At 68.7% G+C, this 23,006-nt stretch carries 19 protein-coding genes; 7 read left to right on the forward strand and 12 right to left on the reverse strand.

The window, feature by feature from the left end; translation table 11 throughout:
- Positions 1–8: 8 nt before the first annotated feature.
- Genes RHA1_RS16830 through RHA1_RS16840 form a run of 3 tightly spaced genes read right to left on the reverse strand, consistent with a single transcriptional unit; the run spans position 9 to position 3,883 of the window.
- Entirely contained in the window at positions 9–1,700 is a 1,692-nt protein-coding gene (locus RHA1_RS16830; protein ID WP_011596094.1) for an acyl-CoA dehydrogenase family protein, read from the reverse strand.
- An 18-nt stretch (positions 1,701–1,718) separates the two neighbouring features.
- Positions 1,719–3,224 carry a class I adenylate-forming enzyme family protein gene (locus RHA1_RS16835; RefSeq protein WP_011596095.1) on the reverse strand — a complete coding sequence of 502 codons (1,506 nt, stop codon included), beginning with the start codon at positions 3,222–3,224 and terminating at the stop codon, positions 1,719–1,721.
- Between the two features lie 23 nt (positions 3,225–3,247).
- Positions 3,248–3,883, reverse strand: coding sequence for a TetR/AcrR family transcriptional regulator C-terminal domain-containing protein (locus RHA1_RS16840; protein WP_011596096.1), 636 nt, complete (start codon positions 3,881–3,883; stop codon positions 3,248–3,250).
- Between the two features lie 132 nt (positions 3,884–4,015).
- On the opposite strand from RHA1_RS16840, the gene RHA1_RS16845 reads away from it, so the two are divergent.
- Positions 4,016–5,827, forward strand: coding sequence for an ABC transporter substrate-binding protein/permease (locus tag RHA1_RS16845; protein ID WP_011596097.1), 1,812 nt, complete (start codon positions 4,016–4,018; stop codon positions 5,825–5,827).
- A 4-nt stretch (positions 5,828–5,831) separates the two neighbouring features.
- Positions 5,832–6,557, forward strand: coding sequence for an amino acid ABC transporter ATP-binding protein (locus tag RHA1_RS16850; protein ID WP_011596098.1), 726 nt, complete (start codon positions 5,832–5,834; stop codon positions 6,555–6,557).
- Between the two features lie 68 nt (positions 6,558–6,625).
- Here the strand turns inward: RHA1_RS16850 and RHA1_RS16855 are convergent, their stop codons facing one another.
- The 6 genes from RHA1_RS16855 to RHA1_RS16880 are packed head-to-tail and all read right to left on the reverse strand — an operon-like array spanning position 6,626 to position 14,363.
- Positions 6,626–10,018 (reverse strand): NAD-glutamate dehydrogenase domain-containing protein, encoded by a 3,393-nt coding sequence (locus tag RHA1_RS16855; RefSeq protein ID WP_011596099.1) that lies wholly within the window; start codon positions 10,016–10,018, stop codon positions 6,626–6,628.
- 43 nt (positions 10,019–10,061) lie between these two features.
- On the reverse strand, positions 10,062–10,925 hold the full coding sequence (locus RHA1_RS16860; RefSeq protein WP_009476472.1) for a 5-oxoprolinase subunit C family protein: 864 nt from the start codon (positions 10,923–10,925) through the stop codon (positions 10,062–10,064).
- Positions 10,922–11,572 (reverse strand): 5-oxoprolinase subunit B family protein, encoded by a 651-nt coding sequence (locus RHA1_RS16865; protein WP_009476473.1) that lies wholly within the window; start codon positions 11,570–11,572, stop codon positions 10,922–10,924. Before RHA1_RS16865 ends, RHA1_RS16860 begins: the two co-directional genes overlap by 4 nt.
- On the reverse strand, positions 11,569–12,324 hold the full coding sequence (locus RHA1_RS16870) for a LamB/YcsF family protein (RefSeq protein WP_011596100.1): 756 nt from the start codon (positions 12,322–12,324) through the stop codon (positions 11,569–11,571). The genes RHA1_RS16865 and RHA1_RS16870 overlap by 4 nt, the downstream gene beginning before the upstream one ends.
- Positions 12,314–13,102, reverse strand: a complete 789-nt coding sequence (locus RHA1_RS16875; protein ID WP_011596101.1) for a putative hydro-lyase — start codon at positions 13,100–13,102, stop codon at positions 12,314–12,316. Before RHA1_RS16875 ends, RHA1_RS16870 begins: the two co-directional genes overlap by 11 nt.
- The gene (locus RHA1_RS16880; RefSeq protein ID WP_009476476.1) at positions 13,095–14,363 is read right to left on the reverse strand and encodes an MFS transporter; all 1,269 of its coding nucleotides are present in this window, start codon (positions 14,361–14,363) and stop codon (positions 13,095–13,097) included. The genes RHA1_RS16875 and RHA1_RS16880 overlap by 8 nt, the downstream gene beginning before the upstream one ends.
- Before the next feature lie 169 nt (positions 14,364–14,532).
- Here RHA1_RS16880 and RHA1_RS16885 point away from each other — a divergent pair, with 169 nt between their 5' ends.
- Positions 14,533–15,246 (forward strand): GntR family transcriptional regulator, encoded by a 714-nt coding sequence (locus RHA1_RS16885; RefSeq protein WP_016884833.1) that lies wholly within the window; start codon positions 14,533–14,535, stop codon positions 15,244–15,246.
- A gap of 16 nt (positions 15,247–15,262) precedes the next feature.
- Here RHA1_RS16885 and RHA1_RS16890 read toward each other — a convergent pair whose 3' ends face one another.
- Positions 15,263–15,958 (reverse strand): FadR/GntR family transcriptional regulator, encoded by a 696-nt coding sequence (locus RHA1_RS16890; protein ID WP_011596103.1) that lies wholly within the window; start codon positions 15,956–15,958, stop codon positions 15,263–15,265.
- A gap of 79 nt (positions 15,959–16,037) precedes the next feature.
- Between RHA1_RS16890 and RHA1_RS16895 the strand changes: the two genes are divergently transcribed.
- The 3 genes from RHA1_RS16895 to RHA1_RS16905 are packed head-to-tail and all read left to right on the forward strand — an operon-like array spanning position 16,038 to position 18,879.
- Entirely contained in the window at positions 16,038–16,793 is a 756-nt protein-coding gene (locus tag RHA1_RS16895) for a (Fe-S)-binding protein (protein ID WP_029539765.1), read from the forward strand.
- Positions 16,790–18,271: a LutB/LldF family L-lactate oxidation iron-sulfur protein gene (locus tag RHA1_RS16900; RefSeq protein WP_011596105.1), complete on the forward strand. Its 1,482-nt coding sequence runs from the start codon at positions 16,790–16,792 to the stop codon at positions 18,269–18,271. Before RHA1_RS16895 ends, RHA1_RS16900 begins: the two co-directional genes overlap by 4 nt.
- Entirely contained in the window at positions 18,268–18,879 is a 612-nt protein-coding gene (locus RHA1_RS16905; protein ID WP_011596106.1) for a LutC/YkgG family protein, read from the forward strand. The genes RHA1_RS16900 and RHA1_RS16905 overlap by 4 nt, the downstream gene beginning before the upstream one ends.
- Positions 18,880–18,922: 43 nt before the next feature.
- Here the strand turns inward: RHA1_RS16905 and RHA1_RS16910 are convergent, their stop codons facing one another.
- Positions 18,923–19,744, reverse strand: coding sequence for an alpha/beta hydrolase (locus RHA1_RS16910; protein WP_011596107.1), 822 nt, complete (start codon positions 19,742–19,744; stop codon positions 18,923–18,925).
- On the reverse strand, positions 19,741–20,757 hold the full coding sequence (locus RHA1_RS16915; RefSeq protein ID WP_011596108.1) for a PHP domain-containing protein: 1,017 nt from the start codon (positions 20,755–20,757) through the stop codon (positions 19,741–19,743). Before RHA1_RS16915 ends, RHA1_RS16910 begins: the two co-directional genes overlap by 4 nt.
- 157 nt (positions 20,758–20,914) lie before the next feature.
- On the opposite strand from RHA1_RS16915, the gene RHA1_RS16920 reads away from it, so the two are divergent.
- Positions 20,915–22,984: a PhoX family protein gene (locus RHA1_RS16920; protein WP_011596109.1), complete on the forward strand. Its 2,070-nt coding sequence runs from the start codon at positions 20,915–20,917 to the stop codon at positions 22,982–22,984.
- Positions 22,985–23,006 lie beyond the last annotated feature (22 nt).

The raw sequence follows: 23,006 nt of genomic DNA on the forward strand, positions 1-23,006 counted from the left end.
GGAGCCGCCTATGCCCGACCGAGGATGGACCCGAGGTCGGCGGACGTGGAGAGGGTGCCGTATTCGTGAGTACGGTCCGGGCCCAGGCGGGCATCGATGAAGGTGTCGGCGACGGCGGCGGGTGAGAAGCGGGTCAGTAGCGACGCCTGAAGTGCGAGGGCCATCGATTCGACGACCGTGCGGGCGCGCGACTGTGCGCGGGCCGGGTCCTCGGTGGCGAGTTCGCCGAGCTGACGACGGACCCGGTCGAGGTGCTCGTCCAGCACCGCGTTGCTGCCGCGGGCCAGGTTCACCTCGGCGTCGAATGCGGCGACGCTGTCGGGTTCGCGGGTCATCGCGCGCAGGACGTCGAGGGCGATGACGTTGCCCGACCCCTCCCACACGGCCATGACGGGCTGCTCCCGGTAGCGGCGGGCGAGCGGGAAGTCCTCGGTGTACCCGTTGCCGCCCAGGCATTCCAGTGCCTCGTACGCGTGGTGCGGGCCGCGCTTGCAGATCCAGTACTTCGCGACCGCGGTCGCGAGCCGGCGGAAGCTGCGTTCCTGCTCGCTCGCGTCCTCGTCGTGGGCGCGAGCGAGGCGCAGCGCGGTGACGGTGGCCGCCTCCGACTCCAGCGCCAGGTCGGCCAGCACCGACGTCATCGCCGGCTGATCGGCCAGGACCTTCCCGAACGCCGAGCGGTGCCGGGCGTGCCACACCGCCTCCGCGACGGACTGCCGCATGCCCGCGGTGCTGCCGAGCACGCAGTCGAGGCGGGTGCGCGCGACCATCTCGATGATGGTGCGGACGCCGCGCCCCGGTTCGCCGACCATGACGCCGACGGTGCCGTCGAGTTCGATCTCGGACGACGCGTTGGACTTGTTGCCCAGCTTGTTCTTCAGCCGCTGGATGCGAAAGACGTTGCGGGTGCCGTCCGGGAGGATGCGGGGCAGCAGGAAGCACGAGAGCCCCTCGCCACCTGCACCTTCCGCCTGCGCGAGGACGAGGAACGCGTCGGACATCGGGGCCGAGCAGAACCACTTGTGCCCGGTCAGCAGGTAGTCGGCGCCGGGGCCGCCGCGTCCGGCGGGTTTCGCGACGGTGGTGTTGGCCCGGACGTCGGAGCCGCCCTGCTTCTCCGTCATGGACATGCCGAAGATCGCGGACGCCTTGCCGGGTGCGTCGAGTTCGGGGGTGTAGCTGCGGGACAGTGCGCGCGGCTTCCAGATCGCGGCGACGTCGGGTTGCAGGTCGAGGGAGGGGATGGCGGCGTTGGTCATCGAGATCGGGCAGGAGTGTCCGGGTTCGATCTGCGCGAACATCATGAATGCCGCTGCGCGCGCGACGTTCGCGCCGGGCTTGGGGTCGGCCCAGGCCGACGTGTGCGCCCCGTGCGCGACGGCCGCGGAGATGATCCGGTGATACGCGGGGTGGTATTCGACCTCGTCGATCCGGTTGCCCCAGCGGTCGAACGTCTTCAGTTCGGGGATGATCGTGTTGGCGAGTTCGGCGTCGTGCTGGAACGTGGCACTGCCGACGAGTGCGCCGATGCCGGTGAGTTCGCCGGTGGCCCAGCCGGCGTCGTGGCGGCGAACCCCCTCGGACAGCACCGTGTCGAGGGTGAACTCGTTGACGTCGGTGCGGGGCACCGACTGGTTGAGCACGGTGTGCGTCCGGTGGGGTGCGGGATGGGTGACGTTCGTTTCGGAAAAAGTAGTCATGGCAGTGTCTTTCGTGAGTCAGCTCGCGGAGCGGATCAGGTGCTTCTGGATCTTGCCGGTGGGGGTGCGGGGCAGCACGTTGGCGAACACGTAGTCGCGGGGAATCTTGTAGCGCGCCAGCTTGTCCGACAGGTAGTCGCGGATGTCGTCGGCACCCACGACGTCCGGTTCGCGCCACACGACGTGCGCGACGACGGTCTCACCCCACTCGGGGTGCGGCCGGCCCACCACCGCGACGTCCACGACGTCGGGATGGCCGGAGATGGCGTCCTCGACTTCCTTGGAATAGACGTTCTCGCCGCCGGTGATGATCATGTCTTTCGCCCGGTCGACGATGAAGAGGTAGCCGTCGTCGTCCTTGCGTGCGAGATCGCCTGTGCGGTACCAGCCGCCGTCGGCGAACACGGCTGCGGTGGCGGCGGGATCGTCGAGGTAGCCCTGCATCACGGTCTCGGTGCGTAGCCAGATCTCGCCGATCTCCCCGGCGGGCACGTCGGCGCCGTCGGGGCCGGCCAGGCGCATGTCGACGCCGGCGAGCGCCGCCCGGCCGATCGAACCGGCCTTCGCGAGCTGTTCCTCCGGGTAGAGGACGGCCCCGACGGGACCCGTCTCCGTCATCCCGTACACCTGGTAGAAGCGGGTGGTCCGGTACGACTCGACGAGTCGGCGCGCCACGTCGGCGCCGATCGGGCCGCCGCCGTAGAGCCAGGCCCGGACGCTGGACAGGTCGTGGTCGGCGAAGTCCGGCACCGCATTCTGTGCCGTGGTGTAGATGACCGGCGGACCGAAGCACAGCGTGATGCGTTGCTGCTGTACCGCTTCCAGGAAGTGGACGGGGTGGTACTCGCGGACGAGCACGACGGTGCCGCCCATGTAGAGCGTCGCCATCAGCCAGTTGTTGAGCGGCGACGCGTGCCAGATCGGGACGGCCATCAGTAGTCGCTCTTCGCGGGTGATCGACAGACCGAGGGCCGCCGTAGTCGCCACGAGCACGACGTTGCGGTGGCTGTGCACGCAGCCCTTGGGCGCGCCGGTGGTGCCGGACGTGTAGAGGATTTCCGCGGGGTCGTTCTCGTCGAGGTCGATGCCGTCGATGCCGTCCAGGTCCGCGATCGCGTCGTCGAAGAAGGTGTGGCCCGCCACGGCGGTGTCGGTGGACAGCAGCTGCACCGGCGTCTCGAGCCGCTCGATCACGGGTGCGAGTTCGCCGTCGAAGACGCACACCTTCACCCGCGCGTGCCGCAGGATGTAGTCGACCTCGGGTGCCTGCATCTTGTGGTTGACCGGAACCACCACCGCGCCGATGCGCCAGGCGCCGAGCATCGCGTAGACGAATCCGGGGGTGTTGAAGCACATGAGAGCGACGCGGTCACCGTGCTCGACCCCCAGTGTCCGCAGCAGGGCGGCGGCCCGGCGGCTACCGTCCTGCACGGAACCATACGTATGGTCGCGGCCCTGGAAATGGAGAAACGCCTTGTCGGGGGTCTTCCGGACGTTGCTGTCGAATACGCGAACGATGTTCATCGCGCTCCTTGGAGAAGAGAAGTTCAGTCGATGGAGGTGTTGCGGACGGTCTCGGGGATCTGCAGGTTCGCGAAGATGACGGCGACGGCCTCCTCGAGCGAGTAGCCGAAGCTCTCACCGGTGGCGGTCTTCTGGATCACCAGTCCGAAGATTGCCGACCAGAACGCCTTCGATTCGACGTCGATGCCGGCGCGCAGTTGCCACCCGGTTCGCATCAGGGTGCGGATCAGCGCGACCTCGCCCGACGAGTGCAGAGTGCGGAGGGTGTCGGTGATGAGATCGCGCAGTTCGCTGCGACGTCCCGTCATCAGCATCGCCGACGTGAAGAGTTCGACGCTGGGGGCGCCGGGTCCGAGCAGGGAGCCGACGAGTTTCTCCGTGTAGTCGCCGACGGTCTCCGCGGTGGCCGCGTCGTCCTCGGCCCGCTTGCCGGCGCGCAGCACGGCAGCACACGCGACCTCGACGAAGAGTCGTTCCTTGGAACCGTAGTAATAGGTGACCTGGTTGGGGTGCGCCCCGGCGGCGGCGCAGATCTGCGTGATCGGGACGCCCTCGCCGTGCTCGAGAAACAGTTCGGTGGCGGCGGTGAACAGGGCGTCGCGGGTCTGACGACCGGACTCCCGGGTCGCTCGCGCTGCTCGGCCCGTCTGCGGCACCATGACTGCTCCCACTTGTTTGTATGACAAACAATAACTCGACTTTGTTTGTATGACAAACAAGGAGAGTGACGGGCGTCGCCCCGACGTCCTCCGACCCCGGAAATACCGACTGCCAGGGTTACGCTGCTCACCATGTTTTCTTCCGTCGGAGCGAAGATCCGTGTGGTGGTGGCGCTACTGCTCACCGCCCTGCTGGCGCTGACCCTGTCGTCGTGTTCGAGTGACGGGGAAACGTCCGGGGCGGCACCGCAGGATCTGTGTTCGCCACCCGGCGTGGGCGCGGCCACCGCCGCCCCGACCAACCTCGCCGCCGCAGGCGCCGCGGCCGAGGACCGCTACACGACGCCGTCGACCACCCCGGTCGACCAGATCGACGCGTCGAAGCTGAACCTCATCACCCCCGGCGTGCTCACCGTCGGCACGCTGTCCGACGCGCCGCCGAGCATCTGCGTGAACTCGGAGAACCAGTTCACCGGTTACGACAACGAACTGCTGAAGGCCGTCGCCGACAAGCTGGGCCTGCGCGTCGACTTCGTCGGCACCGAGTTCGCCGGACTGCTCGCCCAGGTTGCCGGGCGCCGCTTCGACGTCGGATCCTCCTCCATCACGACGACGGACGAGCGCCGCAACACCGTCGGCTTCACCAACGGCTACGACTTCGGCTACTTCTCCCTCGTCGTTCCCAACGGCGGTCCGATCCAGGGCTTCGACGACTTGACCGAGACCACTCGGATCGGCGTCGTCCAGGGCACCGTCCAGGACGACTACGTCGTGAACACGCTGAAGCTGAACCCGGTGAAGTTCCCCGACTACGCCACCGCCTACGCGAACCTGAAGTCCGGGCAGATCGACGCCTGGGTGGCGCCGTCGCAGCAGGCCGAGGGTGCCATCGCGCCGGGCGATCCCACGTCGATCGTCGAGAACACCTTCAGCGTCAACAACTTCGTGGGCTGGGCCGTCAACAAGGAGAACCAGCCGCTCATCGACGCCCTCAACTCCGGGCTCGACGCCGTCATCGCCGACGGCACCTGGGCGCAGCTGTACTCCGACTGGGTGCCCCGCGAATTGCCCGAGGGCTGGAAGCCCGGCAGCAAGTCGGCACCGGTGCCCGACCTGCCCGACTTCGCCGCGCTCGCCGCCCAGAACGCACAGAACACGACCGAAACCCCCGTCGCGGAGCCCAAGTCGACACTCCAGCAGCTGAAGGACACGTTCTTCAACTGGGACCTCTACACCCGGGCGTTCCCCGATCTGCTCAAGACCGGTCTGCCGAACACGTTGATCCTCGCGCTGGCGTCGGGCATCGTCGGCACCGTCCTCGGCATGCTGCTCGCGATGGCAGGGATCTCCCGCACCCGCTGGCTCCGCTGGCCCGCCCGCATCTACACGGACGTGTTCCGCGGACTGCCCGCCGTCGTCATCATCCTCATCGTCGGCCTCGGCGCCGGACCCATCGTCAAGGGACTCACCGGCAACAACCCGTACTGGCTCGGTGCCGCCGCGCTGTCACTGCTCGCGTCCGCATACATCGGTGAGATCTTCCGGTCCGGCATCCAGAGCGTCGAACCCGGACAGCTCGAAGCGTCCCGGGCGCTCGGGTTCAGCTACCGGAAGTCGATGACGCTCGTCGTCGTCCCGCAGGGTGTGCGACGGGTGCTGCCCGCGCTGATGAACCAGTTCATCTCCCTCATCAAGGACTCGTCGCTGATCTACTTCCTCGGCCTGCTCGTCAGCCAGCGGGAACTGTTCGCCGTCGGCCGCGACCTCAACGCCCAGACCGGCAACCTGTCGCCGCTCGTCGCCGCCGGCCTGTTCTACCTGGCGATGACGATTCCGCTGACCCACCTCGTCAACTACATCGACAACCGTCTGCGCACCGGCCGCGCCGACACGTCCGGCACGCTCGACCCGGTGGAACAGTCCATCGTCGTGGAAAGGGGATAAGGCGATGGCCGTCTCTCTCACTGGCACCGACCTGCATCTCGCATTCGGCACCAACAAGGTGCTCCGCGGCGTCGACCTCCACGTCGACGCGGGCGACACCGTCACCGTGATCGGACCGTCCGGCTCCGGAAAGTCCACCCTGCTGCGGGTCCTCAACCGGCTGCACGAACCCGATCAGGGCGACGTCCTCCTCGACGGCAAGTCGGTGCTGAAGGACAACCCGGACAAGCTGCGGCAGCGCATCGGCATGGTGTTCCAGCACTTCAACCTGTTCCCGCACAAGACCGTCGTCGACAACATCGCCCTCGGCCCCCGCAAGCTCAAGGGGATGTCCAAGGACGAGGCACGGTCGCTGGCGCTCGAACAGCTCGAACTCGTCGGGCTCGCCAACAAGGCAGACTCCCGGCCCGGCAACCTGTCGGGCGGGCAGCAGCAGCGCGTCGCGATCGCCCGCGCCCTCGCGATGAAGCCCGAGGTGATGTTCTTCGACGAGGCCACCTCGGCGCTCGACCCCGAGCTGGTGAAGGGCGTCCTCGCGCTGATGGCCGACCTCGCCAAGGGCGGCATGACGATGGTCGTCGTCACCCACGAGATGGGGTTCGCCCGCGAGGTCTCCGACACGGTGCTGTTCATGGATCACGGCGCCGTCGTCGAGACCGGGAAGCCGGACCAGCTGTTCGACAATCCCGAAACCGAACGGCTGCAGCAGTTCCTGTCCCAGGTACTCTAGGCCGCTCCGCGGCCTGTGCGTGGTTGACGAGTCCTGAGACTCCTTAACCACGCACGGGCGCGAAGCGCCTACCGCGTCATCGCCCGGATCCGCCTGGCCGCGACGGAGATCAGCGCCAGCGTGGGTTCGGTGGCGACCTCCGACTCGATCTCCGTCAGCAGTGCCCGCGCGCGGGCGAGCCGGGCGGCGTTGTGCTGTTCCCACTGGTCGACCTTGTCGGCCGCGTCCTCGCCGGGTTCGCTCACGGACAGCGCGTCGAGGGTGATGGCGCGCAGCGAGCTGTAGAGGTCGTCGCGCAGGGCCAGGCGGGCGAGGGCGTGCCAGCGGTCCAGCCGGGGGAGCGCCGTGACGGCGGTCAGCGCGGTGTTGATGTGCAGGTGCGCCGACAGCGCGAAGTACAGTTCGGCGACGTCCTCGGGACTGTGCTGTGAGATCTCCGCGATGTCCACGATGTCGAGGAGGCAGTACGTGTGCAGGAGGTCCGCCACGTCCGCGGCCAGCCCGGTCTCCGCCCCACGCGATGTGAGGGCCTCGGTGCGCCGCCCCACCGCGGTGATCTCGTCGCCCCGCAACCATTCCCGCACGCGTGGCCCGAGGTCGCGGACGACCGGACGGTAGCGGGCGATCGTCGCCTCGAGCGGCAGCGGTTGCGGCCGGTGCGTGGTCAGCCACCGCGACGCGCGGTCGATCAGTCGCTGGGTCTGCACCGTCAGTGCGTTCGTGCCGACCGTCGGTGTGGTGTCGGCCGACGCCCGGATCCGCTCGAAAGTCTCTCCGAGGTCGAAGATCTCGGCGACCGCGGTGAAGGCGTTCACCGCCTCCGCGGAGTCGGCGCCCGTCTCCTCGCGCAGGCGGAAGGCGTACGTCATCCCCGCGCGGTCGACCATGTCGTTGACGACCGACGTCGTGACGATCTCCCGGCGCAGCGGATGCGCGGCGACCGTGTGCGCGAACTCGCGGCCGAGGCGCGGCGGGAAGTAGTTGTGGAGCCGGCCGGCGTAGACCCCGTTGTCGGGGAGGGTCGTGCCCGACACCTCGCTCTTGATGAATCGCTTGACCTGCGCGGTGAGCTGCGCCAACTCCGGGCTCGTCAACCCCTTTTGCTCACGTTCGAGCGCGCCGAACTGCGCGGACGTCGGGAGCACGTCGATCGCGCGGTCCACGTGTCCGCGCCGTTCCAGGTCGTCGACCATGCGGGAGTGGAAGCTGACGAGGGTGCCGGCCTGCGCCCGGTTCAGGCTCATCATCTCGTTCTGGCTGCGGTTGTCGGCGAGGACGAGCCTGCTGACGTCGTCGGTCATGTCGGACAGCAACTCTCGCCGGTCCTGCGCGGGGAGGGTGTTGTCGGCGGTCGCGCCCGCCAGGGCGATCTTGATGTTGACCTCGTGGTCCGAGCAGTCGACGCCGGCCGAGTTGTCGAGCGCGTCGGTGTTGACGCGACCGCCGTTGCGCGCGTATTCGATTCGCCCGAGCTGGGTCAGCCCGAGGTTGCCGCCTTCGCCGACCACCCGGACCCGCAGTTCGGGCGCGTCGAGCCGGACCGCGTCGTTCGACTTGTCGCCGACGTCCGCGTGGCTCTCCGTCGTCGCCTTCACGTAGGTGCCGACCCCGCCGTTCCACAGCAGGTCGGCGGGCGCACCGAGGACGGCCCGCACCAGTTCGACGGTGGTGAGGACCCGATCGTCGTCGATCCCGAGAACGCGCCGGGCCTGCGGGGTCAGCCGAACCGACTTCGCGGACCGGTCGACGATCATGGCGCCGTCACCGAGGACCGCCTTGTCGTAGTCCTTCCAGCTCGACCTGCCGAGCGCGAAGAGGCGTGCCCGCTCGTCCCACGACCGCTGCGGGTCGGGATCGGGGTCGATGAAGACGTGCCGATGGTCGAATGCGGCGAGCAGACGGATGTGCGGGCTGAGCAGCATCCCGTTTCCGAAGACGTCGCCGCTCATGTCGCCGATGCCGACGACGGTGAAGTCGTCGGTGCGGGTGTCGACGCCCATCTCGCGGAAGTGCTGCATGACGCTTTCCCACGCGCCGCGGGCGGTGATGCCCATCGCCTTGTGGTCGTAGCCGACGGATCCGCCGGACGCGAATCCGTCGCCGAGCCAGTATCCGCGCTCGAGCGCGATCGCGTTGGCGACGTCCGAGAACGCGGCTGTCCCTTTGTCTGCGGCGACCACGAGATAGGTGTCGTCGCCGTCGCGGCGGACGATGCCCTCCGGCGCGATCACCTGCCGGGTCGTGATGTCGAGGTTGTCCGTCATGTCGAGGAGGCTCGAGATGAATTCGCGGTAGCAGGAGATGCCCGCCGACGCCGTCGCCTCCCGGTCGGCGGCGGCGTCACCGGTCGGCGCGGGCGGGTTCTTGACGACGAAGCCGCCCTTCGCTCCCGCGGGGACGATGACGGCGTTCTTGACCGCCTGCGCCTTGACGAGTCCGAGGATCTCGGTGCGGAAGTCGTCGCGGCGATCCGACCACCGGATGCCGCCGCGGGCGACGTCGTCGAATCGCAGGTGCACGCCCTCCACCCGGGGCGAGTACACGTAGGCCTCGTATTTCGGCCGGGGCAGCGGCAATTCGTCGATCGACGCAGAGTCGAACTTGAACGCGAGAGCGCGCGCGGGCCGACGGTCATCGGCGTAGTAGGTCGTCCGGGTGGTCGCGCGGATCAGGGACAGCAGTGCCCGCAGGATCCGGTCGGCGTCGATCCCGGCGACGGCGTCGATCGCATCGACGATGCGGCCCTCGAGCGCGTCCTCCGCGGCGGCGTCGCGTTCGATACCCGGGTCGAGCCGAAGCGCGTGGAACTCGACGAGAAGTTGCGTGATTGCACTGTTGCTCAGCAGGACTCGTTCGACGTTGCTGCGGCTGTACGGGAGCCCGGCCTGACGCAGGTAGGCGGCGTACGCACGGAGGACGGTCACCTGACGCCAGCCCAGCCCGGCATGCAGGACGAGCGCGTTGAAACCGTCGACCTCGGTCTCACCCGTCCACGCCGCCCGGAACGCGTCCGCGATCCGGCTGTCCCGGGTCACTCCGTGGCCGTCCGTCACGGCGACCAGATCGACGGTGAGGTCGTAGATCCAGGCACGGTGCCCGTCCGGGCGGGTCAGCGCGGCCGGACGTTCGTCGAGCGCGTTGACGCCGAGGCTGGACAGGATCGGCAGAACCTCGTTGAGCGGTGCGGGTTTCCCGACCGCGTAGATCTTGAGGTTCTCGTACGGTGCGGACGCCTCGGCGGTGGTGAACGTCAGCGCCACACTGTCGACGCCGAGGCGCTCCACCTCCGCGACATCGCGGATCGCCTGTGCCGGATCGGTTTCGGTGGCGTAGCTGATCGGCAGTGCGGACGCGTAGTGGCGCGCGACCGCGGTGTCGAGGCGATGCGGCTCCGTGAGCAGCGTGCTACGCCACAACTCGTGGGACCAGGGTGTGTCGAGTTCCGTGCCGATGCTGTTCATGACGATGGGGTGATCTCCTGTAGTGGGATCGGAGCGAAGCCGATCACGCAGTGGTGAAGCGAATCAGTTGACCTGGTCGAGCCTGGGCGATCCGGTCGATGTCCTCGTCCGCGACGACGCCGATGACGGGATAACCGCCCGAGATGGGATGGTCCGCGAGGAAGACGACGGGCTGCCCGCTCGGCGGAACCTGGATGGAGCCGAGCGCGACACCTTCGGTCGGGAGTTCGGCCTCGGACGTCCGCACCAGTGCCGGCGCGTCACCGTGCCGGTTCAGGCGCGCCCCGATGCGGTCGGTGTCCGGGGAGACGGCCCACACCCCCGTGGTCAATGCTTCGGGGTTGGTGAACCAGTCGTCGCGGGGGCCGCCGACGACCCGCACCGACAGCGTTCCCGCCTCCATCGGGGGGACGGGTGCGACGTCGACGTTCGGGAAGCTCGTCGCCGCGGTGCCGACGAGTAGAACGTCGTTGGGTTTCAACGCTTCCGGGCCGATTCCGGAGAGGGTGTCGGTGCTGCGGGAGCCGAGCACGTCCGGCACCGCGACGCCACCTCGGATGCCGACGTAGCTGCGCAGGCCGACCTGCGCGTACTGCAGGCGCAGCGTCTGCCCCGGTTGCATCACGACGACGCTCGCGTGGCCCATCGGGATTCCGTCGAGCAGCGCCGTCGCGGGTGCACCGGTGACGGCGACGATGGTCACGTCCCGTGTGCGGAGGGCGAGGCCGCCCATCAACACCTCGATGCACGCGCTGTTCTCGTCGTTCCCGACCAGCCGATTGGCCAGCTTCGCGGATCCGCGGTCGGCGGCGCCGGACACGCCCACACCCGAACTCAGGTAGCCGGGGCGGCCGAGGTCCTGGATCAGGCTGAGCGGACCCGTTTCGAGTACTTCGAGTTCACTCACAGTGTTTCCTCGTCGACGAATCGGACGCGCTGCCCCGGCTGCAGCAGCGCCGGAGGGTTCGCGTCGAGGTTCCACATCGGGGAGTCCGTGGTTCCGATGATCTGCCATCCGCCGGGTGAGGTCCGGGGATACACCGCGCCGTAGCCACCGGCGAGGGCCACGGACCCGGCGGGCACCACGGTCCGGGACTGCGCCCGCCGTGGCACGGTGAGCCGGTCGTCGCCGCAACTCAGGTAGGCGAAACCCGGTGCGAATCCGATGAACACGCAGCGCCAGGTGGCCGCGGTGTGCGCCGCGATCACGTCCTCGCGGCTCAACCGCAGATGGTCGGCGACGTCGGCGAGATCGGCGCCGTCGTAGCGGACCGGGATGGTGACCGGCTCGGAATCGGTTGCGCGGCTGTCCTCGTGCACCTCGAGGTCGACGGTCATCGTCCGCAGCGCGCGGCGCACCTCGTCGAGGTCGGTGCGCGGAGTCGTGGTCACGAGCACCGTCCGCGCCGCGGGGAGCACGTCCTCCACACCGGGAACCGGGGTGCGGCGGAGGCGTTCGGTCAGCGACACCACGAAGGGTTCCGACTCCAGTTCGACGAGGAGGGCCCGGTTGCCCGCCGGAAGGATCCGGGTGCCGGCGCTCGGGGTGGTCATGCGAAGGACCCGAGCGTGACGTCGGCACTCTCCAGGGCGCGCCGGACCTGGCGGGCCGTGCGCACGGACCCCGGCGAATCACCGTGGACGCAGATGCTGCGCACCGGCACCGCGACGTCGTCGCCGTCCATCGACTCCACCGTTCCGCTCGACACCATGCGCACGGCCTGGGCGGCGGCGACGTCGGGATCGTCGATGACGGCGCCGGTCACCGAGCGCGGGGTCAACGTGCCCGCGGCGGTGTAGCGGCGGTCGGCGAAACCCTCGGCGACGAACTCGATGCCGTGGGTTTCCGCCGCACGCTGCAACTGCGAGCCGGGTGGGCCCATCAGCGCGAGCGGTTCGGCGAACCGGCCGATGGCCGACGCGATCGCCTCCGCCCGCTCGTAGTCGAGTGCGGCGGAATTGTAGAGCGCACCATGCGGTTTGACGTACGACACGCGAGATCCGGCCGCACGCGCGAACACGGCGAGCGCGCCGATCTGGTACAGCGTCTCGTCGCACAGATCCGCCGGCGACACCGCGAGTTCCCGGCGGCCGAATCCGGCCAGATCCCGGAAACCCACGTGCGCACCGATCGCGACGTTTCGCTCGGCCGCGCCCTCGCAGGCCCGGCGGATGATCATCGGATCCCCCGCGTGAAACCCGCACGCGATGTTCGCGCTGGTGACGATGTCGAGGAGGGCCTCGTCGTCCGCCAGGGTCCACTGCCCGAAGCCCTCACCGAGGTCGCAGTTCAGATCAACGCGCATCGGGAACCTCCAGCACGTACTCGCTGTCCGGGATGTCGGTGATCAGCATGTATCCGGGCGCATGGGTGATCGCGAACGGCAACCGGGACGCCATCACCGCCGCCTGCGGGGTGACCCCGCAGGCCCAGAACACCGGCACGTCGCCGGGCTCGAAGTTCACCGGATCGCCGAAGTCGGGGGCCGCGACGTCGGCGATGCCGAGTTCCGTGGGATCGCCGATGTGCACGGGTCCACCGTGGACGGCGGGCATCCGCGCCGAGATCGCCGCCGCAAGCGACACCTGATGTTCGGGAACCGGCCGCATCGACACCACCATCGGTCCGCTCATCCGGCCCGCGGGCCTGCATTCACGGTTGGTCACGAACATCGGGACGTTGCTGCCCTGCTCGACGTGCCGCAGCGGGACCCCGGCGGCGGCCACCGGGTGCTCGAACGTGAAGCTGCATCCGATGTGGAACGCCACGAGGTCGTCCCGCCACAACCCCGACACGTCCGCGGTCTCGTCGGCCAGTTCACCGTCCTTCCACACGCGGTACAGCGGCAGGTCGGTGGTGATGTCGGCGCCGGGGGCAAGCACCGTCTCGCGGGAGCCGACGTCGCCGACGTCGAGGACAGGGCACGGCTTGGGGTTGCGCTGCGTGAACAGCAGAACGTCGTAGGCCCAGTCCTGCGGAACGGCGATGAGGTTCGTCTGCGCGAATCCGGGCGCCAGACCGGCGGTCGGGGTGACACGTCCCGAACGGAACGCGGAGCGGAGGTCGGCCGGTGAGTCAGTCAAGTTGGATCCCGCGGGTCTCGGGGAGGAAGAACAGGGCGAAGACGGCGATGGCGTACCCGAGCGCACCGAAGATCATTGCGCCGCCGATACCCAGCTGGGTGGCCGCCAGGAAACCGACGACCGCGGGGAACACGGCACCGACCGCGCGGCCGAAGTTGTAGGTGAAGCCCTGACCCGTGCCGCGGGACTGCGTCGGGTACAGCTCGGACAGGAACGATCCGAATCCGCTGAAGATCGCCGACGTGCAGAAGCCGAGGGGGAAGCCCAGGATCAGGATCAACGTGTTCGCACCCTCGGGCACCTGGGTGTAGCCGACCATGAAGATCGCCGACAGGAACGCGAACAGCTGCATGGTCCGCTTGCGGCCCAGCTTGTCGGTGAGGATGCCGCCGCTGACGTAACCGAGGAACGCACCCGAGATCAGGACGGCGAGGTACCCGCCGGTGCCGACGACGTCGAGTCCGCGCGAGGTCTTCAGGAATGTGGGCAGCCAGGACGCCAGCGTGTAGTAGCCGCCCTGCACACCGGTGGCGAGCAGCGACGCGAGCACGGTAGTGCGGAACAGTCCACCGCGGAAGATGGCGGCGAACGAGCCCGTCTGCTTGCCCGCGGACTCGCGGCGCTCCGTGACGACCTCGGGGTCCTTCAGATTCCGGCGAACCCAGATGATGAGGAAGGCGGGCAGCACACCGGTGAAGAACAGCACGCGCCACGCGACGTCGGGGTCGAACAGCTGGAAGACGACGGTGTAGACGATCACCGCCAGCGCCCAGCCGACTGCCCACGCACTCTGCACGAAGGCGACCGCCCGGCCCCGGTACTCGGCCCGGGCGTACTCGGCCACGAGAATCGCACCCGCCGCCCACTCGCCGCCGAAGCCGAGGCCCTGGAAGGCGCGGAAGACGAGCAGCGTCTCGAAGTTCTGCGCAAACCCGCACAGCACCGTGAAGATCGTGTACGTCGCGACGGTGACCTGCAGGGTGCGGACCCGGCCGATCTTGTCGACGAGGATGCCGGCGAGGGCACCGCCTAGCGCGGACACCACCAGCGTCACCGTCGTCAGCAGGCCTGCCTGACCGGTGGTGAGGCCGAAGTAGGCGGCGATGGCCGCGAGGCCGAGCGGGAGGACCTGGAAGTCGTAGGAATCCAGTCCGTACCCGCCGAACGCCCCGATGAAGGCTCTCTTTCCCTTCGGCCCGAGGGTGCGGAACCAGTCGAAGGGGCGCGCCTGCGCGACCTCGGTCTGTGTATCTGTGGTCATGGCACCTCGCCTGAAGAAGGGATGTAACTGCCGGAAGAAACGGTGTAACTCCCATCACGGTACAAATCGTTCAACGATCCTGCAATACCCTGAGAGGATCGTTTAACATGGAAGACATCGCGGAACCGAGCTCACAACTATGATTGCGGTCGAGATCGAAACCTGAGGAGTGGACTTGACCAGCTCGAATGCCCTTCGCGGCGATGCGCATTCCCGCCTGGCCGCTCACCGCGGCCTGCTCGAACGCACCAGCAGGACCACCCGGGTCGCCGGCATTCTGCGGGACGCGATCATCGACGGAACGTTCCGACCAGGGGCGCGACTGTCCGAACCCGACATCTGCGCCGCCCTCGACGTCTCCCGCAACACCGTGCGCGAGGCCTTCCAGATCCTCATCGAAGACCGGCTCGTCGCGCACGAACTCAACCGCGGCGTCTTCGTCCGCGTGCCCACCGCCGAGGACATCACCGAGCTGTACATCTGCCGGCGCGTCGTCGAATGCGCCGGTGTCAACGGATTCGATCCCGCCACCGGCGACCTGTCGCGCGTCGCCGAGGCCCTCGACCTGGCCGACGAACGGTACGCCGTCGAAGACTGGACCGGAGTCGGCACCGCCGACATCCACTTCCACAGCGCCCTCGCCAGCCTCAACAACAGCAATCGCATCGACGAACTGATGCGCAGCGTGTGGAACGAGGCGCGACTCGTCTTCCACGTCATGGACGACGCCCACCGATTCCACGGCCCGTACCTCACCCGCAATCACGAGATCTACGACGCCCTGGCGGCCGGCAACACCGAAGCCGCAGGTCAGCTACTCAAGACCTACCTCGAAGACGCCGAGGCGCAGATCCTGGGGGCGTACCGCCCCGTGAGCGGTTGACGAGTCCAGAGACTCCTCAACCACGCACGGGCGCGAAGCGCCCGTAGAAGCCCTCGATGTGCTCCCGCACCAGGCCGGCGGCCTCGGCGCCGTGCCCGTCGCGGAGGGCGGCGACGATGCCGCGGTGCTCGCAGCGGAGGTGGGTCGCGACGGCAGGCCAGTCGTCGAGGAGCGGAACGGCCTGCATGACGTAGCCGTGAATCGAGTCGCGGAGCGAGACCATCATCGCCTCGACGAGGACGTTGCCCGCGAGTCCGGCCATCGCGACGTGCAGGTCGGCGTCGAGCCGGTGGAACGCCTCGGGTGAGAGGTCCTCGTCGTCCATCGCGTCGAGCAGTGTGTCGATGGCCGAGAAGTCGAGGTCGGGGGCCTGTCCGGCGGCTTCCTGCACCGCCCACGACTCGAGCAGTGTGCGTGTCTGGACGACGTCGTGGATGGGTAGCGTGCGCGTCGCCATGTGCAGTCGGATGGCTGCGCCGATGGACGCGGCCGGGTCGGCGGCCACGATCGCGCCCGCGTCCGGTCCGGACCCGACGGCCGTGCGGACGATGCCCATGGCCTCGAGCACGCGCATGGCCTCGCGGACGGACGACCGTCCGACCCCCAGTTCCTCGGCGAGTGCGCGTTCGGCGGGCAGACGACCGCCGACGGTGAGTTTGCCTGCCGCCAGATCCTGCTCGATGCGGTGCAGGACGACCTCGTGTGTGCGCACGACGAAAGTTTACCTGGTGTGGTCTGACCACAGTGCGCTACTGTGGTCAGACCACAGCCCAGCCCGGTTGGAGTACCCGATGAGAATCGCCCTGTTCGCCACGTGCCTGGCGGATGCCCTGTTCCCCGAATCCGCCACCTCGACGGTCCGCCTGCTCGAGCGGCTCGGCCACGAGGTCGTGTTCCCACCGAAGCAGACGTGCTGCGGGCAGATGCACGTCAACACCGGCTACCAGGCCGAAGCGCTCCCACTCGTCCGTCACCACGTGGAAGCGTTCGAGAGGGGACCGTCCTGGGACGTCGCGGTCGCGCCGTCCGGTTCCTGCGTCGGATCCGTCCGGCACCAGCACGCGATGGTCGCCCGCCGGTACGGGGACGAATCACTCGCGACGCGCGCCGAGGAGGTCGCGTCCCGGACGTACGAACTGTCGGAACTGCTCGTCGACGTCCTCGGCGTCACCGACGTCGGCGCCTATTACCCGCACCGGGTGACGTACCACCCGACATGCCACTCGCTGCGGATGCTGCGCGTCGCCGACAAACCGCTGCAACTGCTTCGCGCGGTGCGGGGGATGACGCTGATCGAACTCCCCGCGGCCGAATCCTGTTGCGGCTTCGGCGGAACGTTCGCGCTGAAGAACTCCGAGACGTCGACCGCGATGCTCGCCGACAAGATGGGCAACGTCCTGAGCACGGGCGCCGAGGTGTGCAGCGCCGGCGACTCGTCCTGCCTGATGCACATCGGCGGCGGACTGTCCCGGCTGCGCAGCGGGGTCCGCACCGTCCACCTCGCCGAGATCCTGGCGAGCACCGAGAAGATCGGGAGCAACGCATGACCACGTTCCTCGGCTCGCCCACCTTCCATGCGGGCACCGGAAACATCCGGGGCACAGAATCTTTCCCCGACGCGGCGCGGAAATCACTCGCCGACACCCAACTGCGCGCCAATCTCGGCGCGGCCACCACCACCATTCGCAACAAGCGCATCGCCGCGGTCGCCGAGGTCGAGGACTGGGAGGAACTGCGGCAGGCGGGCAGCGCCCTCAAGGCGGACGTGATGGCGCGGCTCCCCGAATTGCTCGTTCAGTTCGAGGAGAACGTCACCGCCCGCGGCGGCACCGTCCACTGGGCACGCGACTCGGAGGAGGCGAACCGGATCATCACCGACCTCGTGCAGGCCACCGGCTCCGACGAGGTCGTGAAGGTCAAGTCGATGGCCACCCAGGAGACGGGCCTCAACGAGCACCTCGAGGCGAACGGGATCGCGGCGATCGAAACCGACCTCGCCGAACTCATCGTCCAACTCGGCGAAGACAAGCCGAGCCACATCCTCGTTCCCGCCATCCACCGCAACCGCGCCGAGATCCGTGAGATCTTCCTGAAATCGATGCCGGGCATCGACAAGGACATCACCGACGACCCCCGGGCGCTGGCGATGGCCGCGCGGGCACACCTTCGGCGGAAGTTCCTCTCCGCGAAGGTGGCAGTCAGCGGCGCGAACTTCGGGGTCACGGAAACCGGGACCCTCGCGGTGGTGGAGTCGGAGGGCAACGGGCGGATGTGCCTCACCCTCCCCGACACCCTCATCACCCTCATGGGCATCGAGAAACTGGTCCCGACGTTCACCGACCTCGAGGTGTTCATGCAACTGCTGCCGCGGTCGTCCACCGCCGAGCGGATGAACCCGTACACCTCCATGTGGACCGGGGTGCATCCCGGCGACGGCCCGCAGAACTTCCACGTCGTCCTCCTCGACAACGGTCGCACCAACGTGCTGGCCGACGAGGTCGGGCGGTCGGCACTCCACTGCATCCGCTGCAGCGCCTGCCTGAACGTGTGCCCCGTCTACGAGCGGGCAGGCGGACACGCGTACGGGTCGGTGTATCCGGGCCCGATCGGCGCGATCCTCAGCCCGCAACTCACCGGGACCACCGGCCACGACGACCCGAACGCGTCGCTGCCGTTCGCCTCGACGCTGTGCGGCGCCTGCTTCGACGCCTGCCCGGTACGCATCGACATCCCCAGCATTCTCGTGCACCTGCGCGCGGAGCAGGTCGACTCCGAGCGGCACGGGCTTCCCGGCGGCCAGGACCTCGCGATGAAGGCCGCGGGCTTCGTGATGGGGTCGGAGAAGCGCTTCGCCGCCGCCGAGACGGCGTCCAAGGTCGGCCGGGTGCTGGGCGGCAAGAAGGGACGCATCACGTCGCTGCCGTACCCGGGGTCCAAGTGGACCGCGAGCCGCGACCTCCCCTCCCCGCCGAAGGAAACCTTCCGCCAATGGTGGGCCCGCACTCACGAGGACACGACACGATGACCGCACGCGAAGAGATCCTGTCCCGGATCCGGTCGGCGCTCGCCGACGCGCCCGCCCCCGAACCCGTTCCCCGCGACTACCACCGCCTGCCTGCGTCGGGGCCCGGGGACGTCGAGTTCTTCGCCCACACCGTCGACGACTACCGCGCGCAGGTCCATCGCGCCGACGAGAGCACGGTCGCCGAGGTCGTCACCGGGCTGATCGCGGAGGGCGCGCGCGCCGTCGTCCCGCCGGACCTGCCGCTGTCGTGGCGGCCGCGACGTGACGTCGTCGTCGACGGGGCACCCGCCGAACTGTCGACGCTCGAACTCGACGCGCTCGACGTGGTCGTCACCGGTTGCACCCTCGGGATCGCCGCCACCGGGACGATCGTGCTCGACGGCGGCACCGGGCAGGGGCGGCGGGCACTGACCCTGGTCCCGGATCACCACATCTGCATCGTGCGCACCGATCAGATCGTCGACACCGTCCCGCAGGCCTTCCAGACCCTCGACGCAACCAAGCCGCTGACGTTCATCAGCGGCCCCAGCGCCACCAGCGACATCGAACTCAACCGCGTCGAGGGCGTCCACGGTCCCCGGACGCTGGACGTCGTCATAGTGCGCTGACGCGCCTGTGCGTGGCTTGCGAGTCCAGAGACTCGTCAACCACTCACGGGGCGCGGAGCGCCCTCGCGGCCAGATCGGCGATGGCGCGGACGATCTCCGCGCCCCCGAACATCACGTCGTCGTTGTGCCCCGCCCCTTGCAGCACGACGGTTTCGACGGGACCGCGCGCCGCATCCGCCACGCGTGCGCTCTGGTCCGGGGGGACGACGCTGTCGGCGGTGCCGTAGACCACGGTGGTCGGCACATCGATGCGTGCGACGTACTCCGCGACGGGGAAACGGTCGCGCAGCAGCAGCCGGACCGGCAGGAACGGGTAGTGCCGGGCGCCGACGGACGCGAGGTCGACGAACGGCGACCGAAGCAACAGGCCCGCAGGCGGATGCCCGGTGGCGAGTTCGGTGACGACGCCGGTGCCGAGGCTTTCCCCGAAGTAGAGCAGCCGCTCCGGCGGCACGCGACGTTCGTCGACGAGGTACCGGTGGGCCGCTCGGACGTCGAGTGCCAGCCCGTCCTCGCCGGGGTGGCCGGGGTTGCCGCCGTACCCGCGGTAGTCGAAGAGCAGTGTGGCGAAACCGGCGGCGGCGAGGTCCGACGCCAGCAGCGCGCGGTCGGCCCTGTTGCCGGCGTTCCCGGCGGCCACGAGGACGGTCATGCGCGGGCCCCCGCTCGCGGGTGGGACGTACCAGGCACCCAGTTCGAGGCCGTCCGACGTGGTCAACGTGATGTCCTCGGCCCCGGCGATCAGTCGGTCGGCAGGCGGCACCGGCGAGTTGTCGGGGTAGTAGATCAGACGCCGCTGCAATACCCACACCCCCGCGACCAGCAGAGCGACGACTACGAGCGCAACGATGCCGACGCGGATCATTGCCGGATCGGTGTTCCCGCCCACTCCAGCAACTCGGCCACGGGCAGGGTGTTGATCACGTCCGACGGCTCGACTCCGCGTTCGGCGGCGCGCTCGCAGGCGTAGCCCTGCCAGGCGAGCTGACCGGTGGTGTGCGCGTCGGTGTCGATGGAGAACTTGCACCCGCTGTTCAGTGCGAGGTCGATCAGGCGTCCCGGCGGGTCGCGGCGCTCGGGGCGGGAGTTGATCTCGACCGCGGTGCCGTACTCCCGGCACGCCTCGAACACCCGTTCCGCGTCGAACTTCGATTCGGGCCGCGGTCCCCGCGCACCCTCGACGAGCCGGCCGGTGCAGTGCCCGAGCACGTCGACGTGCGGGGACTTCACGGCCTGCAGCATCCGCTTGGTCGTCGTCGCACGGTCGGTGTCCAGGTGCGAGTGCACGCTGGCCACCACGATGTCCAGGTCGGCGAGCAGGTCGTCGTCCTGGTCGAGGGAGCCGTCGTCGAGGATGTCGACCTCGATACCGGTGAGCACGCGGAACGGCGCGAGTTCCGCGTTCAGTTCGGCGACGACGCTCAGCTGGGAGAGCAGTTGCTCCGACGACATCCCGTTCGCGACCGTCAGCCGCGGCGAGTGATCGGTGATCGCGCAGTACTCGTGGCCCAGGGCGGCCGCGCGGCGCATCATCTCCCGGATCGGGCACCGGCCGTCCGACCAGTCGGAATGGGTGTGCAGGTCGCCGCGGAGGGCGTCGAGCAGTTCGGTCCCGCCGAGGCCGATCGGCTCGGCCGCATTGCGCAGGTACATCAGATACAGCGGCACCGACTCGGCGCACTCACGGATGATCGCGGCGGCCTCGGATCCGATGTCGGGTGGCGACACCCAGCCGCGCTCCTCCAGCTCGGCCAGTTCGTCCTCGTCCGCGTACGTCAGCACGTCGGCCGCCCGCCGGAATGCGGCGATCCTCGGTGCCTCGTCACGCGAGCGCTCGAGCCAGAACGCAATTTCCCGCAGCGCTTCGACGGGGTCCATCTTTCAATGGTGCACGGCTGCCGGGCTGCTGGCTAGAAGCAATTTCTGCCAGAACTTAGGGTCACCTCGTTGTCCGCACGTTCACACGCACGTTCCCTTCGTCTCGCTTACGACTTCTACGGTGCCGGAGTTGTCCACATTCGAATCGGGAGCCACGGTGAGTTTGAAACCCCTCGCACTGTTCGTCAATCACGACGGCGTGTCTTCGCGCGCATCCGTCACCTGTCAGTACAAGTGCGGAAACGCGTGCTCCCACGACGTGCCCAACACCTCGCACGGCGAATACTTCCGTGACATCGCCCGTACCGCCCTGTCGCGGCGCGGGATGCTGCGCGGGACCGGGATGGCCGTCCTCGCCGTCGGCGCGGGCAGTGCGCTGGTGGCCTGCTCGGACGACTCCGGCAACGGAAGCGTCTCCGGTTCGGACGGTTCGGACGGTTCCGCACCAGCCGGAACGAACTTCGACGCCGTCGCCCCCAACACCGAGGACGCCCTCGTCGTCCCCGACGGGTACGAGCAGGCCGTGGTGATCCGCTGGGGCGACCCGGTGCTGCCCGGGGCTCCCGCGTTCGACTTCGACAACCAGACCGCCCAGGCGCAGGCGCAGCAGTTCGGGTTCAACAACGACTTCGCCGGACTCCTGCCGGTCGAGGGGCAGCCGAACACCTTCCTGCTGGTGGTCAACCACGAGTACACCACCGAGCCGTTCATGTTCACGGGCTACGACGCCGAGAACCCGTCGCCGGAGCAGTTCCAGACCGCGCTCGCCGCCCACGGGCTGTCCGTGGTGCAGGTGAAGGGCGAATCCGCCTCCGGCGCGCTCACTCCCGAGTTCGGACCGTACAACCGGCGCATCACGGCGACGACGGAATTCGTCGTCACCGGCCCTGCCGCGGGCAGCGACTTCCTGAAGACGTCCGCGGACCCGACGGGCACGAAGGTGCTCGGCACGCTGAACAACTGTTCGGGTGGCGTCACCCCGTGGGGCACGGTGCTGTCGGGGGAGGAGAACTTCAACCAGTACTTCGCGAACGCCGAACTGGTCACCGACCCCGCCGTCGCCGCACGGCTGAAGCGGTACGGCGTGGAAGGTGGTGCGTCCGAACGTAAGTGGGAACGGTTCGACAAGCGTTTCGACCTCGCCCAGGAGCCGAACGAGGTGAACCGCTTCGGCTACGTCGTCGAAGTCGATCCGTGGGACGCGACGTCCGCACCCGTCAAGCACACGGCACTGGGCCGGTTCAAGCACGAGGCCGCCACCATCCACGTCACCGACGACGGCACCGTCGTGGCGTACAGCGGTGACGACGAACGATTCGACTACATGTACAAGTTCGTCTCCAGCCGCAAGGTGATGGACGGCAGGAGCCAGGCCGCATTGCGCCACAACATGACGCTGCTGGACGCGGGCACCCTGTACGTCGCGAAGTTCAGCGGCAACTCGGCGGACGAAATCGACGGGTCGGGCACGCTGCCGGCGAGCGGCACGTTCGACGGCACCGGCGAGTGGATCCCGCTGCTGCGCACCGGCGAGGACGGCCGGGGCGAGTCGCTCGTCGACGGCATGAGCGCCGAGGAGGTGGCGGTGTTCACCCGTCAGGCCGGCGACAAGGTGGGTGCCACCAAGATGGACCGTCCCGAGGACTTCGAACCCAGCCCGACGACCGGCAAGGTGTACGTGGCACTGACCAACAACACCAAGCGCGGCGTCGACGGCGCGGCGGCCGCCGACGAGGCCAACCCGCGGAACAACAACAAGAACGGCCAGGTCCTCGAACTCACCGACGACCACGCCGGCACCGCGTTCACGTGGAACCTGCTGCTCGTGTGCGGTGACCCGACGGAGGCCGACACCTACTTCGGCGGCTTCGACAAGGCGAGCGTCAGCCCGATCTCCTGCCCCGACAACCTCGCGTTCGATCCGCACGGCAACCTGTGGATCTCCACCGACGGCAACGCGCTGAAGTCCAACGACGGCCTGTTCAGCGTCGTCCTCGAGGGCCCGAACCGCGGGGAGACCAAGCAGTTCCTCACCGTGCCCAAGGGCGCCGAGACGTGCGGTCCGATCGTCGGCGAGCAGCGGGTCACGGTGTGCGTGCAGCACCCGGGTGAACTGGACGACGCCAGCGCCGACAACCCGGCGTCGCACTGGCCCGACGGCGGCGACGCGCAGCCGCGTCCCGCCGTCGTGGCGGTGTGGAAGTCGGGCGGCCGGATCGGCGTCTGACCCCAGGTGAGTGGCAAAGTGT

The sequence above is a fragment of the Rhodococcus jostii RHA1 genome, assembly GCF_000014565.1.
In the GTDB taxonomy this organism is placed as follows: Bacteria; Actinomycetota; Actinomycetes; order Mycobacteriales; family Mycobacteriaceae; genus Rhodococcus_F; species Rhodococcus_F jostii_A.